11 protein-coding genes and 2 pseudogenes are annotated in these 14752 nt (G+C 60.7%); 6 read left to right on the top strand and 7 right to left on the bottom strand.

The window, feature by feature from the left end; all coding sequences use genetic code 11:
* Positions 1-732 precede the first annotated feature (732 nt).
* From ACSAMW_RS04830 to ACSAMW_RS04810, 5 genes are all read right to left on the bottom strand, one after another.
* A complete protein-coding gene (locus tag ACSAMW_RS04830; protein ID WP_500592919.1) occupies positions 733-2061 on the bottom strand; it encodes an MFS transporter in 1329 nt (442 codons plus the stop codon).
* A gap of 81 nt (positions 2062-2142) precedes the next feature.
* Entirely contained in the window at positions 2143-3078 is a 936-nt protein-coding gene (locus tag ACSAMW_RS04825; RefSeq protein WP_500592918.1) for a hydroxymethylglutaryl-CoA lyase, read from the bottom strand.
* Positions 3075-4265, bottom strand: a complete 1191-nt coding sequence (locus ACSAMW_RS04820; RefSeq protein ID WP_500592917.1) for a CaiB/BaiF CoA transferase family protein — start codon at positions 4263-4265, stop codon at positions 3075-3077. The genes ACSAMW_RS04825 and ACSAMW_RS04820 overlap by 4 nt, the downstream gene beginning before the upstream one ends.
* A 105-nt stretch (positions 4266-4370) precedes the next feature.
* A complete protein-coding gene (locus ACSAMW_RS04815; protein WP_500592916.1) occupies positions 4371-5285 on the bottom strand; it encodes a LysR family transcriptional regulator in 915 nt (304 codons plus the stop codon).
* A gap of 222 nt (positions 5286-5507) precedes the next feature.
* On the bottom strand, positions 5508-6203 hold the full coding sequence (locus ACSAMW_RS04810) for a haloacid dehalogenase type II (RefSeq protein ID WP_500592915.1): 696 nt from the start codon (positions 6201-6203) through the stop codon (positions 5508-5510).
* Between the two features lie 122 nt (positions 6204-6325).
* Here ACSAMW_RS04810 and ACSAMW_RS04805 point away from each other — a divergent pair, with 122 nt between their 5' ends.
* Together ACSAMW_RS04805 and ACSAMW_RS04800 are read left to right on the top strand one after the other, a co-directional pair.
* Positions 6326-6571 (top strand): hypothetical protein, encoded by a 246-nt coding sequence (locus tag ACSAMW_RS04805; protein WP_500592914.1) that lies wholly within the window; start codon positions 6326-6328, stop codon positions 6569-6571.
* Between the two features lie 156 nt (positions 6572-6727).
* Entirely contained in the window at positions 6728-8089 is a 1362-nt protein-coding gene (locus tag ACSAMW_RS04800) for an MFS transporter (RefSeq protein WP_500592913.1), read from the top strand.
* Positions 8090-8116: 27 nt separating this feature from the next.
* On the opposite strand, the gene ACSAMW_RS04795 is transcribed toward ACSAMW_RS04800, so the two are convergent.
* Positions 8117-9016: a LysR family transcriptional regulator gene (locus ACSAMW_RS04795; RefSeq protein ID WP_500592912.1), complete on the bottom strand. Its 900-nt coding sequence runs from the start codon at positions 9014-9016 to the stop codon at positions 8117-8119.
* A 98-nt stretch (positions 9017-9114) separates the two neighbouring features.
* Here ACSAMW_RS04795 and ACSAMW_RS04790 point away from each other — a divergent pair, with 98 nt between their 5' ends.
* Both ACSAMW_RS04790 and ACSAMW_RS04785 read left to right on the top strand, forming a co-directional pair.
* Positions 9115-9741 carry an RraA family protein gene (locus ACSAMW_RS04790; RefSeq protein WP_500592911.1) on the top strand — a complete coding sequence of 209 codons (627 nt, stop codon included), beginning with the start codon at positions 9115-9117 and terminating at the stop codon, positions 9739-9741.
* 15 nt (positions 9742-9756) lie between these two features.
* Positions 9757-10635 (top strand): NAD(P)-binding domain-containing protein, encoded by an 879-nt coding sequence (locus tag ACSAMW_RS04785; RefSeq protein ID WP_500592910.1) that lies wholly within the window; start codon positions 9757-9759, stop codon positions 10633-10635.
* Here ACSAMW_RS04785 and ACSAMW_RS04780 read toward each other — a convergent pair.
* Positions 10630-12426, bottom strand: coding sequence for an EAL domain-containing protein (locus tag ACSAMW_RS04780; RefSeq protein ID WP_500592909.1), 1797 nt, complete (start codon positions 12424-12426; stop codon positions 10630-10632). The genes ACSAMW_RS04785 and ACSAMW_RS04780 overlap by 6 nt on opposite strands.
* A gap of 367 nt (positions 12427-12793) precedes the next feature.
* Here ACSAMW_RS04780 and ACSAMW_RS04775 point away from each other — a divergent pair.
* Together ACSAMW_RS04775 and ACSAMW_RS04770 are read left to right on the top strand one after the other, a co-directional pair.
* A pseudogene (locus tag ACSAMW_RS04775) lies at positions 12794-13867 on the top strand (cache domain-containing protein); the annotation flags it as partial.
* Positions 13868-14224: 357 nt separating this feature from the next.
* A pseudogene (locus ACSAMW_RS04770) lies at positions 14225-14728 on the top strand (methyl-accepting chemotaxis protein); the annotation flags it as partial.
* Positions 14729-14752 lie beyond the last annotated feature (24 nt).

Genomic DNA, 14752 nt, shown 5'->3' with positions numbered 1-14752 from the left:
CGCGGCTAAAGAGGTTCCAGTAGCCCCAACATGCCTGGCAGGCTGTGCCACAGATGTACCCTCAAGGCGAGGTGGCGTTTCTGTCGCGGCTGGTGTGTGAGAAACCTCATGTTCTGGCTTAAAGAATGTACGGCCAGCAAAAGGCTGTGAAAACGAATGGGGGTTGCGGTAATTCATAAGTGTTCGCTCACTGGGTTGTTGCTTTGTCTATTCCTGAGCAGCAGGCGGGGACAGGTAGCCTGAGTGCTGGCAGGTTGTAAAAATAGCCGTGAGGTGTCCCTGGGTAAGTGCATAGGCACAAACGTGTTGCCCAGGCGTTACGGCATTGATGAAGGCATCGCTCCATTAGCGGCCGTCGGCTGACCAGTTTGTGAGCTGGCTGTCAGTGCGTCGGTGTAGTTGGCCCGGACCTGAGGGGTCGTGATCGAATCCAATGGCTAGGCCTGTACAGGGTGGGCGAGGAGAAGCCTATTGCTATTTATCAGCCTGTGATCAGTCACTGTCATGTTGGAAAATCTCGTCCGTTAGAAGTCCCTGTATGGCGATTTCCGCGAACCGGTTCCCATTTTTCGAGTATTTTCATGAGGCTTTCATAAAACTATGCTGTGCCCCCTTCAAGGTGAGGCCGTAAGCACATGCGTCTTGCTGGACGTTCGGCTAGCCCCCGCCTAGGGTGCGGCTGGCAAGCTCAGGGCAGCGCACGGCAAGCCGGCCTGGTCAAAAATCACGCCGCTATCGGTTGTCCAGCGACCTCAACGCCTGCGGCAACCCCCACATCAGCAGGGCGCCGGCCAGCAGGCACGTGCCACCGATCACATACAGCGCCGGTGTTGTGCTGCCTGTGAGGTCCTTGATGTAACCCACCATCACGGGGCTGACGATACCGCCGAACTGGCCCAGGGTATTGATCAGCGCGATGCCGCCGGCCGCCCCTGCGCCTGCACCGGCCAACAGCTTAGGGGGCAGGGCCCAGAAGGCTGGGATAGAGGCAATGATGCCGCTGCCCAGCAGCGCCAGCGACACAGTCAGCGACACCGTATGGCTGGCGAACACGCCGGCGCTGAAGAAGCCCAAGGCGCCCATCACCACCAGGCCGCCCACGAATTTGCGCCGTTCGCCGGTCGCGTCGGATAACCGCCCAACCACTACCATGGTCACGGCGCCGAAAATGTAAGGGATGGCGGTCAATAGCCCAATGATTGTAGGGCTTTCTGTGCCGGCGCTGCGAATCAGTTGGGGTGCCCAGAAGTTAAGCCCATAGGAGGCCACCTGAATCAGAAAGTAGATCAGGCCCAGCATCAGAAAGCCTGGGAGCTTGACGGCTGACAGCAACGAGCCGTGCTGCTGGGGGGCGTGGTCGCTGATACGGCTGGCCAGGTAGGCTTTTTCGGTGTCGGTCAACCAGTGGGCATCTGCGATGCGGTCCTTGAGGGTAAACAGCACCAGCAGGCCCAGCCCCAGGCAGGGCAGGCCACCGAGCAGGAACAGCCAGTGCCAGCCGCGCAGGGCCAGCAAACCGTCCATATGGCCCAGCACCAGCCCCGACACCGGCGCACCGATCAGGCCGGCGAAGGCGGAGGCCAGGAACAGCGTGGAGGTAATGCGGCCGCGATAATGCTGGGGAAACCACAGGGTCAGGTAATAGAGCACACCTGGGGCAAAACCGGCCTCCATGGCCCCGATCAAAAAGCGCAGCGCATAGAACTGCCACTCTGCGGTAACGAAGACCATTAGTGCCGTAGCGACGCCCCAGGACATCATGATGCGCGCTATCCAACGCCGGGCGCCCACCTTGTACAGCATGATATTGCTCGGCACTTCGAACAGTACATAACCCACCACAAACAGCCCTGCACCCAGGCCGTAGGCGGTATTGCTCAGGCCCAGGTCAGCTTGCAGCTGGAACTTGGCAAAGCTGATGTTGATGCGGTCGAAGAAGGCGAACAGGTAGCAGACCATGATCAGCGGCATCAGGCGCCACGCCACTTTTGCGATCAGTGCTTTCTCATTGTCGGCCACGGCAGCGGCGCCACGGCCTTCTGAAACTAGAGATGCGGACATGGGTGTTCTCCAGGCGAGCCCCCGGTGGGCTGCTCTATTTTTGTTGTTGTCTGGTAGGCGGCTGTGGCCGCCTGGCCCCGCTCACGCCACTGCTGAGGGCCGCGGGTGAAGGTCTTGATTGCGCCCGGCCTTCGCCACTTGCCCTGGCATGTCATGGCCGAGCAAGGCGGGCAGGGTGCGGGAGAGCTCGATCAGGTGCGGCAAGTCGATGCCCGTCTCGATGCCCATTTCGTCGCACAGGTTCACCAGGTCTTCGGTGCAGATGTTGCCAGAGGCACCCGGTGCAAACGGGCAACCGCCCAGCCCCCCCAGGGAGGCATCGAACCGCCGGGCGCCTGCCTCGTACGCCGCCAGCACGTTGCTCAGGCCCAGGCCGCGGGTATTGTGGAAATGCAGGGTCAATGCCGCTGAGGGCAGTTGCTTGAGCACCTGCGTGACCAACCGATACACCTGGCGCGGGTTGGCCATGCCGGTGGTGTCAGCCAGGGTCACGCCCTGTAGGCCGAAGGCCTGGTAGGCGTCGATCAGGCGCAGCACCACGGTTTCGTCGATGGGCCCTTCGAACGGGCAACCAAAGGTGGTGGCGACGGTGCCATTGAGTCGCGTTCCCTGGTCCTTCGCCAGGGCCACTACCTCTGCAAACCCTGTCATCGACTGCTCTCGGGTCATGCGCATGTTGGCCAGGTTATGGCTCTGGCTGGCCGAAAGCACCAGGTTCAGCTCGTCTGCCTTGGCGTAAAGCGCCCGTTGCGCGCCCTTCAGATTGGGGATCAGCGCCACATAAACAACCCCTGGCCGGCGTGTAATGCCTTGAAACACCGCCTCACCATCGCGCAGGGCCGGAATAGCTTTGGGCGACACAAAGGCCCCGGCCTCGATCCGGGTGAAGCCGGCCAATGAAAGCTGGTCGATCAGCTTGATCTTGTCTGCAGTGCCCACCCAGGTTGGTTCGATTTGCAGGCCGTCCCGCGGTGCAACTTCCTGGACGATCAGGCGCTCTGAATAATCGGTGATCATTGCACCACCCCTTCGTCTTTCAGCCGCTGAATAGCGCTGTCGCTTAGGCCCAAGTCGGCCAGTACAGCCTGTGTATGCTGCCCCAGAGTTGGCCCCTGCCAATTCACAACGCCTGGTGTGGCCGACAGCTTAGGTACGATGCCGGGCATTTTCACCGCTGCACCGCCCGGTAGTTCGGTGTCCAGGATCATGCCCCTGGCCTGGTAGTGGGGGTCGGCCACGATGTCGGCCACCGAATAGATACGCCCAGCAGGCACTTGTGCCTGTTCCAAGGCCTCGAGCACCTGGGTGACAGGGCGCTTGGCGCTCCATTCGCTGATGGCCTGGTCCAGCAGGTCGCTTTCACGGGCGCGGCCATCGTTGTGAGCAAAGGCCGGGCGCTCGGCAAGGTCCGGGCGGCCAATGGCGGTCATCAAACGCTTGAAAATGGGGTCACTGTTGCCCGCGATCACCACGTAGCCACCATCTGCGGTGGGGTAGGTATTGGAAGGCGCGATGCCGGGCAAGGCACCACCACTGCGCTCGCGTACGTGGCCCAGCATGGCGTATTCGGGTACCAGGCTTTCCATGACGTTGAACACGCTCTCGGCCAGGGACACGTCAACGACCTGGCCGTCGCCTTGGCCGCTCTTGACCCGTAGCAAGGACATCAGTGCGCCCATCACTGCATGCATGGAGGCCAGCGAGTCACCTAGGCTCACGCCTACACGGGCAGGGGGCGTATCGGGGTTGCCGGTGGTGTAGCGAATACCGCCCATGGCTTCGCCGATGGCCCCAAAACCCGGTCGGTCACGGTAGGGGCCGGACTGGCCGTAGCCAGAGATGCGTACCAAGGTGAGCTTGGGGTTCAGCGCATGCAATACATCCCAGCCCAAGCCCAGCTTTTCCAAGGCGCCAGGGCGCAGGTTTTCGATCAGCACATCAGCGCTTTCAGCCAAGTGCTTGACGATCTCGATGCCTTCGGCCGATTTAAGGTTCAGTGCCAGGGATTTCTTGTTTCGCGATTGCAGGTACCACCAGAGTGAGGTGCCTTCGTGCAGCTTTCGCCACTTGCGAAGGGGATCGCCTTGGCCAAGGGCTTCGATCTTGATCACCTCGGCCCCGAACTCGGCCATCATGCGTGCGGCGAAGGGGGCCGCTATAAGCGTGCCGATTTCAATCACACGGATACCGCTCAGTGCAGTCATGGCGCAACCTCGATGGTTCTTGGAATTTGACCCAAGCCTAGAGGTTTCTACGCGCAAGGTGCCAACCGTGCATTGGAAAAAGGCGTTCGCGCTTTGCGAACGCCCTCAAAGAGGTTGCGGTGATTGCAGGTGGTCGAACAGCAGGCGGCTCACCGGTGACAGGCCATGGCGCTCCCGGGCTATCAACATCAAGGTGCGGTGGGCCCAAGGGTCACTCAGCCCCACCATCGTCAGCCCCAGGCCTTGGCCGAACAGCTCGTAGGCCCTGTGCGGCAACACCCCGATGCCCATGTTGGCTTGGACCATGCGGCACACTGCATCGAACCCCGGTACATGAATGCGCACACGTAGGGGTGTACCCAGCGCTCTGGCGGCTGCGTGAGCCCGCTGATTGATTGAACTGGCTGCATGCAGCCCGATGTGGTCGTACGCCAGGGTGTCGGCAAAGGCCACCTGGGTGTGATGGGCCAGAGGGTGATCGCCGCGCATGACCACCGCCAGCCGATCAGTGCGATACGGCACACTGCACAGGCCTTGGGTGTCGCTGTCCATGGAACAGATACCCAGGTCGGCCACGCCGTCGATGATCCCGTCCACAACGCCGTTGCTGGGGCGCTCCTCCAGGTCGACCTTAACCTGGTCATGGGTCGACACGAAGCGGTGCAGGTCCTCGGGCAGAAACTCGATAATGGCCGAAAGGTTGGCCAACATGCGCACATACCCCCTCAGGCCTTGGAGGTGTTCGCCAACTTCGATGCCTACTTTGTCTACCTCGGCCAGCATGCGACGCGCGTGGTGCAGCAGTGTTTCTCCGGCAGCTGTCAGCGCCATGCCCTTGGCGGTACGCGAAAACAGGGCGATACCCAGGGCGCCCTCCAACTCCATCAAGCGCTTGCTGGCGGCCGACACCGCAATGGCCTCACGCGACGCTGCACGGGTGAGCGTGCCTTCCTCGTGGACCGCCACGAAAAGCTGGAGAGTGAGCAGGTCCAAGCGCCGGATCAGCTGTCTGTGAAGCATAGGGTTAACTCTGAGGGAACTGAATAGGAGGGCCTCGCCACCTAGTGAGCAGGCACGGTTGTGTGCCTTACCACTACCTAAACATGAGGTGCATCATGAAAAAAGTAAGCATCGTAGTTTTCTCAGTGCTGATGGCCTGTGCTGGCGCCAGTTACGCGGACGGGCCCCATAGTGGCATTGGCCAGTGCCCGAAAATCATCTGTGGCTAGGTTGGGCACAGGCTCATGGCGTTAGCAGTGCTGGCAGCCCGGACAAGTCTTTCAAGACAGCATCAGGCTGCCAGTCCGCATTGAGCGGTTCGCCCTTGCGGTTAATCCACACGCAGCGGATGCCCAGTTCCTTACACACTTTCAAGTCCGAGAACTGGCCCATGGCGACATGGATCGTTTGCTCTTTGGTAACCCCCATCACTTCGTGCGCATGAAGGAACAGTCGGTGGTCGGGTTTGTACGCCTGTGCCTGCTCTGCCGTAATCACAAAGTCGATAGGCGTACCCAAAGCGCTCACCGTGCCGCCGATCAGTTGGTCAGTGGTGTTACTGATGATCGCGACCTGGTAACGCTCACGCAGGCAAGCCAGCACATCGGGCACCTCCGGGTGAGGGGGGATCCTACCTAGGATTGCCAGCAGGGTGTTCATGTCCTGGGCCGTGGCCGTGTGCCCGGCTTCCTCAAGCGCCTGCTCAAGGCCCGTACACAGTACATTGTCATAGGTACAAAACGGGGACTGCTGCTGGCGCTCGACTGTGATCGCCCGTAGCCGGTCAGCTAATGCCAAAGCTTGCGCGTGTGGAGGCGTGGCTCCCTGGTGCCTTTCGAGAAGGGCAGCGGCGGCCTGCTGCACGGCATGGTGCCATTGAACCAGGGTACCGTAGCAGTCGAAGGTAATGATCTTGGGCAGGGTGGCAAGCGTTAGCATCCAGCGTCTCCAGAGTGTAATAGGCAGGAAGGCCCTTTACTGGATAACCTACCCGCGGCTGCCGTGTCAAAAGCAGGCGCGGGCAGGGCCTTTCTGACAACCTTGCAAGCACGGAGGCGTATATGGACGGGCGGCGTCCACTTCCCATGGTCGGCCATGACCGAGGCATGAGGGTGGGCTATCGCCTGGCACTGGACCCTCCTGGAGCGGTGATGGCGCGCGCTTCGCTGGCCGTGGTGCCTGCCCTAGACGCCATGGCCGCGATCAACTATCGCACTGCGGCCAAGGCGTTTCACTGTTTCCTGTTCGCCCAAAAAGGCGGACTTGCCCGAGTGCTTGCTGGCGGCAGCCCCGGACGCCTTCATTGATGCCGCGCTGGCCAGAAGATGCGCCTACCCAGGCACCACAAGCACCGTACTCTTATTCCAGAGGGGAATAGAAAACTGTGCTTATTTATCGCTTTTATATTGTCGGCAAACGCTGACTATAGCGGGGTCCAATAAACATAAGAAAGGGAGGGCCCTATGGCGGAATTTGCGACCACTCAGGTAACTGATCAAGCGGCAGCGGTAACTCAGGTCAAGCAGTCCAGATACCGCTGGGTGGTGCTTGGGGTCATTGTGCTGGTGTACATGCTGGCTGCGGCAGACCGTGCCAATATCGGCATCGCATTGCCGTACATACAAAAAGAGTTTGGGGCCACCAATGCGCAGGCCGGGTTGCTGGTAAGTGCCTTTTTTCTGTTCTATTCCCTAGGGCAGATTCCAGCAGGCTTCGTGCTCAGCCGCCTGGGCGTTCGGCTAGTGGCGCCGGTGTCTATCGCAGCCACCTCCGTGGTCACGCTGCTGATTGGAACAGCCCATAATTTCCTGTTGCTAAAGGTCTACCGGTCAGCCCTTGGCCTGGCGGAAGCGGCGCTGCCCTTGTCCATGCTCAGCACCATCAATCGCTGGTTCCCGCCAGGAGAGAAGGGCACGGCCACGGGTGCGTTTCTATCGGCGGCCAAAATGGGCGCAGTGATTGCCCCGCCCATTGGGGCGGCGCTGATCCTGCTGGACGGCTGGCGCACCATGTTCATCGCCTTTGCCATCCCTGGCGTGATCATGACCCTGGTGTGGTGGTGGATGGTGCCCAACGAGCCGCGCTCATCCAAGCGCGTCAACGAGGCCGAAGCCGAGCATATCGAAGGCCAGGCCGCAGCGCGCAGCGGGCCAGTGCAGGCACCCAAGGACTTCGGTGCGTGGGACAAAGCCTTGCGCTATAAACCGGTTGCCCCCTTGGAAACATCGCGCTCGGTGTTCAGGTCCTGGAACGTGTGGGGTTGCGGCCTGGGCTACCTGTTGATGACAGGTGTGGTCAACGTGCTGCTGGCCTGGCTGCCTAAATACCTGGGCGAAGTGAAGCATTTTGAACTGATGCAGGTAGGGTTTGTGGCTGCACTGCCTTTTGTAGGCGGCGTGCTGGGCAATATCGTAGGCGGCTGGCTGTCTGACACCCTGCTGGCCCGCCGTAGAAAGCCCACCATGATGATCAGTGCCGTGGCCACCTGCGCCATGATGATCGCTCTGGTGTACGCGCCTAATGGCCTGCTCGCGGTGAGCCTGCTACTGTTCGGGACCGGTTTTTTGCTGAACGTGGGGTATTCGTCTTTTTCCGTTTATTCCATGAGCCTGACCACACGCACCACATACCCGGTAGCCGCCTCGGTGGTCAATACGGCGGGCCAGGCTGGTGGTGCCATGGCGCCGCTGGTGGCCGGCCTGTTGTTGGACAGTTATAGCTGGACCGCCGTGTTCCTGTTCCTGGGCGTATGCTCATTGGCTGCTTTGGCCTTTGTACTGACCATTTCCGAACCGGCTGCAAAAACAGCGCCTGCCCAGGCGTAATACGCGCAGAAGCGATGCCCAAGGAGCTTAGCGCTGCAGCTGGGTAGAGAAGTCGCACAGCGTTGCTGCTAAAGCCGCCACCTCTGCTACAAAAGACGAGGGGCGGTCGTTGCGGTACATGGCCATGTAGGGAACAGGCGGCAGCTCGGGTTCAGTGTGGATGACAGTGAGTTTGCCGTCATCCACGAACGGCCGGAAGCACTCCAGCGGCAGGTAGGTCACGCCCAGCCCAGCGCTGGTCAGGCCCAGCATGGCCATCAGGCTGTCTGAGGACAGCGTCTGGGGCAGGTCAATGCCCCGTGCCCTCAGCCAGGTGTTGACGAACAGGCCAGAGCCGGACTTTTTACCCTGCACCAGCATCGGGTATCGGGCCAGCTCGGCCAGTGATACCGTCCCTGAATGAGGGATAAGCCCAGGGGCGGCCATCCAGGCATTTTCCACATGGGCCAGGGGCAGGCTCGTTACCTCAGGTGCCGTGAACGTGTCGGGGATGATGATCAGGTCTATCAGGTCATCCATCAGCCGCTCGTGAAGGTTACGGCTCATGTCCACTTCAGGTGCCACCGTAAGGCCGGGGTAATCAGCGACTAACCGGGTGACCAGCCGAGGCAGCCACGTCCAGGCAGTCAGTTCTGTCACGCCAAGCCTGAGCCGGCGTGTGGTGACGTGAGTGCCGTCTTTCAAGGCCGTGATGCGGTCGGCTAGGCCGAGCATTTCCCTCCCAATGACCAGAAGCTCTTCTCCGGCAGTGGTCAACCGCGCGCCACGCTGTGAGCGGTCGAACAGCTTGAGCCCAGTGGAGGCCTCCAATTCTTGCACGCGTTTGGAAATGGCCGACTGCGTGGTATTGAGTTGCTCAGCGGCGCGTTCAAAGGTGCCTAGCCGCTCGATCCAGTGAAGTGTCAGGAGCTGCCGCAAGTTGATCATGTTCATTCCTGCTGGGCATGTATGGGCATCCCATAATATCGCTTTTTCTATTCCCATACGGCTCTATCCTCGAACTATCTGCTACCCGAGGCGTACCCATGACCCTGACTGCTTCAATTCCCGATATCGATACACTGGTGGCAGCGTTCTCTCGCACGTCCACTTCGATCATTAGCGATTGCCTGGATCGGCTGCCGGGGGCGCCCTTGCAGCCGTTCCACCGCATCGAGGGCACCATGGCAGGCATCGCCCTGACCGTGAAAGTGCCTGCGGGCGACAACCGTGCCATTCACCAGGCCCTCGAACTCATAGGCCCTGGGCACGTGCTGGTGGTAGACGGAGGGGGGGATGTGAGCCGGGCGCTGATGGGGGACATCATGGCCGCCATCGCCCAGAAGCGCGGAGCGGTGGGTGTAGTGGTGGATGGCGCTATCCGCGACCTGGCGACCATTGGCCGGGGCAGTTTCCCGGTGTTCGCGCGTGCGGGCTACCATCGGGGGCCTTATAAAAACGGGCCGGGTGATATCAATGTACCCGTCAGCATCGGCGGCCTGATCATTTCACCGGGGGATATCGTGGTAGGGGACCATGACGGGATCGTGGCCTTCCCCGCAGCCCAGGCGCATACCCTGCTGGAGCAATGCCTGGCAACAGAGCGCAAAGAAGCCGACATGCTGGCGCAAATTGCTGCCGGAACCTACAAAGGCGCCTATGCCGCCCATTGAAGTGGACGATAAACAATGAAGATTGCAATCATCGGTGCTGGCGAAGTCGGCCTGACCTATGCACGCCCATGGGCAGCTGCGGGTTATGAGATTGTGCTGTGCGACCTTAAGCCTTCCTCGCGGGCCGTGGCATTCGCTAACGAGCATGAGCTGGCGCTGTTTACATCGATTGCCGAGGCGGTGCCTAGCTGCGAGGCGGTGGTGTCGTGCGTATTTGGGACCGTGTCGCTGGCCGTGGCAGAGCAGGCTTTTGCAGCTATGCCAGCAGGGGCCCTGTATGTGGACATGACAACGGCGGACCCTGCCAAGATCCGGCAGGCCGCTGGCATCGCGTCTGAGCGTGGCATTGCCTATGTGGACGTTGCCATCCTGGGGGCGATCGCCCTGACCCATGAAAAGACCAGCCTTCTCGGGGCCGGTACCGGAATTGCCCAGGCCCTGGACCTCTATGCCTGCGCAGGTGCGCCCTTAAAGCAGGTTGAAGGCGGCGCGGCTGGCGATGCGGCGGCCTTGAAGATTCTGCGCAGCGTGTTCACCAAGGGGCTGGAAGCACTGACCATAGAGTGTTTCATGGCGGCGGAAAAGCAGGGCGTGACGGACCAGTTGCACGAAGCACTGAGCGACATTGACCAGGCCAGCCTCCGGTCGTTTCTAGGCACCTTGATCCGTACCCACGTGGTGCACGCGCCTCGCCGCCTGAAGGAGGTCGAGGAGGCCGAGCGTCAGCTTCAGGCCGCCCATATGCCCGTGGCGGTGCTCCCAGGTGTGAAGGCCCTGTTTCAACGAACCTCAGAGCAGATGGCCGCTGCCCCTCTGGAGACGGCTTCCCCCACCCTTGAGCAGGCGTTCTCGTGGCTGTTCAGGGCTAACGGCGTCGACCGGCAGGCTTTATAGGGCAGTGGCGCTGGTGGCGCGGTATGCACGCTGGGCCCGCCACCGTTCGAAGGCCTGCAACTCCATGGGCCGCGCCAGGTGATAGCCCTGTACCTCGTGGCAGCCTACCTGCTGCAGCAGGTCCAGGGTGGCAGCAGTCTCAACGCCCTCAGCCACAATGCGATACCCCAGTCGTGACCCCAGCCCAATAAGGGTTTCCACGAGCCGACGGTCTGTTTCATCCTGGGTGATGTTGCAGATCAGCGAGCGGTCCAGCTTGATGGCCGTGGCAGGGAGTTGTCGCAGGTAGGTCCAGTTGCTGTAGCCCGTCCCGAAGTCATCAATGGCCACATCAATACCAATCAAGCGCAGCCGTTCCAGCTGCTCTCTAACCTGTTCGGGGCTTCTGCACAAAGCGCTTTCGGTAAACTCCAGCTCCAGCAGGCGCGGCGGCAAGCCACTCTCGGCGAGCAGGCCTAGCAAGGTGTCGGTGAAGTGGGGGCCATCCAGGTCTTCGGCGGACACGTTTACTGACACCTTCAAGCTGTTGCCTGCCCGGTGCCACTTCAGGGCTTGGGCCACTGCATGGCGAATGACCCACAGGCTCAAAGGGCGAATCATGGAGGTTCGTTCAGCCAGCGGTACGAACTCCCCGGGGCTTACCTCGCCTAGGAACGGGTGTTCCCAGCGCAGCAATGCCTCAGCCGAAAGCATCTGGCCACTGTGTGTATCGAAGCGTGGCTGGTAGGCCAGGCGCAGTTGATCCGGGCTTTGCAAGGCCTCTGCCAATGCGCTCAGCAGCAGGAATGTGCGCTGCTGCGCCCGGCCCAGGCCTGCCTCATACCAGGCCCAGCCTTTGCCATTAACACGGGCGTCATCCGAAGCCCCAATCACCTTGCGTACCCAGTTAGGCATGCCGGGTTGCTGGTAATCCAGCTCAATAGCGCCGATGCCGATCTGGGTCTGGATAGGAATGCCCTCACACATCAAGGGCCGCTTGAAGCGCTGCGCGATACTGTTAAATAGCGCATTGCTGGCAGCGCTGGGGCCGCCTTCCATGAAAAAACCGATCCGGGTGTGGCTCATCCGGTAAAGGGGTGTTTGAGCCGGTAGCAGCTTGATGAGTTCGGCATGCATCGCCCGCATCAAGTGCAGTGAAAACTCATAACCCAAGGCTTTCACAATGTCGTTGAGCATCTGCGGCGCCACCATATCGATGGCCACCAGCGACTGCAGCGGCTGGTGGCGCCGGGCCGCAATGTCTTGCTCCAGGCGCAACGGGTTCAGCAACCCCGTGTGCTGGTCATAGAAGGTAGTGGTCCGCAGCCCGGTGATTCTGTGCATTACCAGTGAAGCAAACCGTTTCAATACCCCGATATCGGTGGGGCTCAAAGGGGGCCGTGGCTGGGTATCGATCACACACAACGTACCCAGGCCCAAGCCGTCTTCGGTTTTCAAAGGCATGCCGGCGTAAAACCGAATATAGGGCGAGCCCGTTACCAGCGGGTTGCCCTGGAAGCGCTCATCCAGCGTGGCATCAGGCACCACAAAGGCATCGTCGTCCAGAATGGCGTAGCCACAAAAAGACATCTCCCTTGGTGTCTGCTTTACGCACGTACCCCGGCTGGCCTTGAACCACTGGTGCTGGCCTTCAAGGATTGAAATCAGCGCAATAGGTGCCTTGAAGTAAGCCTGTACCAGGTCTATCAGGTCCTCGAACACAGGGTCTTGGGCCTGCTCGTTCAGGCACAGGCTCGCCAGGCGGCGCAGCCGGGCGGCTTCGTTGATAGGGGTAGGAGCAGGCTGGGTCATCGGTGCACATCCGGGGCAGGCGGACAAAAGAAGGAGCGTGATATCAAAGTGCCTTTTTCACGCTAAATATTAGCGCGGCATCTTGTTCGCCTCAATAGCCGCCGGTCTGCACGGCCGTGTTGCGCTTGTGTTTTTGGAACAATTGCCAAGAGCTGGCCGATTTATCCCGCGGTCTCAAGTACGAAAGCTGACAAATTTCATCTCGGCTTACCTATGCTTTTGGCGTGTGCCGCCGATGGCGTTAACAAGCGACACAAGGGATGTGCCCAGCCCCGAGGTGGCAGAAGAACCTCACCACCGGCCTATCGGCCTACCGCAATAGGGTTTAGCGCAAGGGGTTGGCCTTTGCACGTTTGGGGATGGCTGCATGAAAATCAAGCAGAAGCTGGTGTTGGCGTTTGCCATGATCGCCGCGTTACCTGTAGTACTGGTCGCGGCGGTCGTGGTGTTCAACCTTCGGGACAATGCGCGTGAGGGGTTCGAAACCAACAGCGGGCGGGAAATCCGCCAGGTCGAAACAGCAATGCAGCTGTTTTTCGAAGGCATCGACCAGAACATCACGTTGCTGGCGAACTACCCTGCCTTCCAGGGGCTTGAGGGGCATTTGTCACGCTACATGGCCAACGATCGCACGGTAGGTGATCAGGATGGCCAGGCATTACCGATACTGGACCAGATGCTCAAGTCCCATCCAGCCTACGCATACGCGTCCTTGGGCAGCGTAGACGGTGGCTATGCCTCCAAACCGGACGGGCAACTGGACGACTATGATCCTCGCAAGCGCCCTTGGTACCAGGCAGCTATGGCCAAACCAGGCCAGGTGGTGCACACCGCGCCGTATTACTGGGCGCCTGACAAAGTCGTGCTGCTTGGCATTGTGCGCACGGTCGACGGGCCGAAAGGGGTGCCCATGGGCGCGGTCGGTATCGATGTGTCCCTTCGCCAGCTGACCGACCTGGTTGGGCAGATCAAGCTGGGTGACAACGGCTACGTGATGCTCGCCACCCAAGACGGTACCGTACTGGTAGACCCTAAACAGCCGGATCACAACTTCAAGCAGTTGTCGGCGCTGGGCGGCGCCTACGAAACCTTGGACAAGCAGGGAAGGGGCCTGACGGAGGTGACGCTGGACGGCCAGCCCTACTTGGCTAATATTTTCCCGTCGGACAAGCTGGGCTGGCGCTTCATCGGCCTAGTGCCCAAAGCTGAGGTGATGCAAAGCGCGGTGTCCTTGACTTGGCTGATTGTGGTCATCGCTGTGGTGAGTGCACTGGCCTTTGCCATCGCGGGCGGTGTGTTCGCCGGCCTGCTGGTACGTCCGATCCATGCGGTAGCCACAGGGCTGGAAGGCATTGCCCAGGGCGAGGGGGATTTGTCCAAGCGCCTGGAGGTGCGAGGCAAGGATGAAACGGCCCAGCTGGCCGGTTGGTTCAACCGGTTCCTTGGCGCCATTGCTAGCATGATCCAGCGCATTGGCCAGGCGTCCGGGCAGATCCACCAGTCCTCCCAAGATTCGATCAAGGTGGCCGAAGACCTGGCGCAGACGGCCGACCGGCAGCGTGTAGCGGTCGATATGGTGTCCACGGCGTTCCACGAAATGGTTGCCACGTCCAACGAAGTGGCGCGTTCGTGCAGCCAGGCAGCGGAGTCGGCGGACAACGGCCAGCGCCAGGTGCGGGACGGGCAGATGCAGATCGACCAGGCCGTGGAACGGGTAGGGCGGTTGAGTGGCGAGATTGAAGTGTCTGCCGATGCCATGCGCCAGCTTCGCCAAGAAAGCAGTGACATTCAGTCCATCCTTAGCACCATCAGCTCCATTGCCGAGCAGACCAACCTGCTGGCGCTAAACGCTGCCATCGAAGCGGCCCGAGCGGGCGACCAAGGACGGGGCTTTGCCGTGGTAGCGGATGAAGTTCGAGCGCTGGCACGGCGCACGGCCGATTCCACTGGCGAGATCGACACGTTGCTGGGCAACCTCGCCCGGCGTACCCAGTCCATGGGCGATCAGATGGATGCCAGCCTGCGCATGTCCAAGGACACTGTTCAATCGATCAGTGAAGCAAGGGGTAGCTTCGAGCGCATCCGTGAATCGGTGGACGTTATCCGGGACATGAATACCCAGATTGCAACGGCGGCGGAGGAGCAGCACCAGGTGGCTGAAGACATCAACCGCAATATCGGCGACATCCACGGCGGCGCCCAGCGCGTTGCAGAACTGGCTGAAGCCACACGCGGCGAGGCTACTCACCTGACGTCGCTGTCTGATGAATTGAACGGGCTGGTGCGCCGGTTCAAGACTTGAGCCCTTTCCCCTCGGTATCAGCAC

The sequence above is a fragment of the Pseudomonas sp. AB39(2026) genome (genome assembly GCF_059831485.1).
The sequence above is the reverse complement of the archived record's forward strand: the minus strand, read 5'-3'. Positions and strand labels throughout refer to the sequence as shown.

Excerpts from the sequence above, each read along its gene's own strand:
- ACSAMW_RS04800 (WP_500592913.1), top strand. The coding sequence starts at position 6,728 with ATGGCGGAATTTGCGACCACTCAGGTAACTGATCAAGCGGCAGCGGTA.
- ACSAMW_RS04805 (WP_500592914.1), top strand. The coding sequence starts at position 6,326 with ATGGACGGGCGGCGTCCACTTCCCATGGTCGGCCATGACCGAGGCATG.
- ACSAMW_RS04830 (WP_500592919.1), bottom strand. The coding sequence starts at position 2,061 with ATGTCCGCATCTCTAGTTTCAGAAGGCCGTGGCGCCGCTGCCGTGGCC.
- ACSAMW_RS04815 (WP_500592916.1), bottom strand. The coding sequence starts at position 5,285 with ATGCTTCACAGACAGCTGATCCGGCGCTTGGACCTGCTCACTCTCCAG.
- ACSAMW_RS04790 (WP_500592911.1), top strand. The coding sequence starts at position 9,115 with ATGACCCTGACTGCTTCAATTCCCGATATCGATACACTGGTGGCAGCG.
- ACSAMW_RS04785 (WP_500592910.1), top strand. The coding sequence starts at position 9,757 with ATGAAGATTGCAATCATCGGTGCTGGCGAAGTCGGCCTGACCTATGCA.
- ACSAMW_RS04825 (WP_500592918.1), bottom strand. The coding sequence starts at position 3,078 with ATGATCACCGATTATTCAGAGCGCCTGATCGTCCAGGAAGTTGCACCG.
- ACSAMW_RS04795 (WP_500592912.1), bottom strand. The coding sequence starts at position 9,016 with ATGATCAACTTGCGGCAGCTCCTGACACTTCACTGGATCGAGCGGCTA.
- ACSAMW_RS04820 (WP_500592917.1), bottom strand. The coding sequence starts at position 4,265 with ATGACTGCACTGAGCGGTATCCGTGTGATTGAAATCGGCACGCTTATA.
- ACSAMW_RS04780 (WP_500592909.1), bottom strand. The coding sequence starts at position 12,426 with ATGACCCAGCCTGCTCCTACCCCTATCAACGAAGCCGCCCGGCTGCGC.
- ACSAMW_RS04810 (WP_500592915.1), bottom strand. The coding sequence starts at position 6,203 with ATGCTAACGCTTGCCACCCTGCCCAAGATCATTACCTTCGACTGCTAC.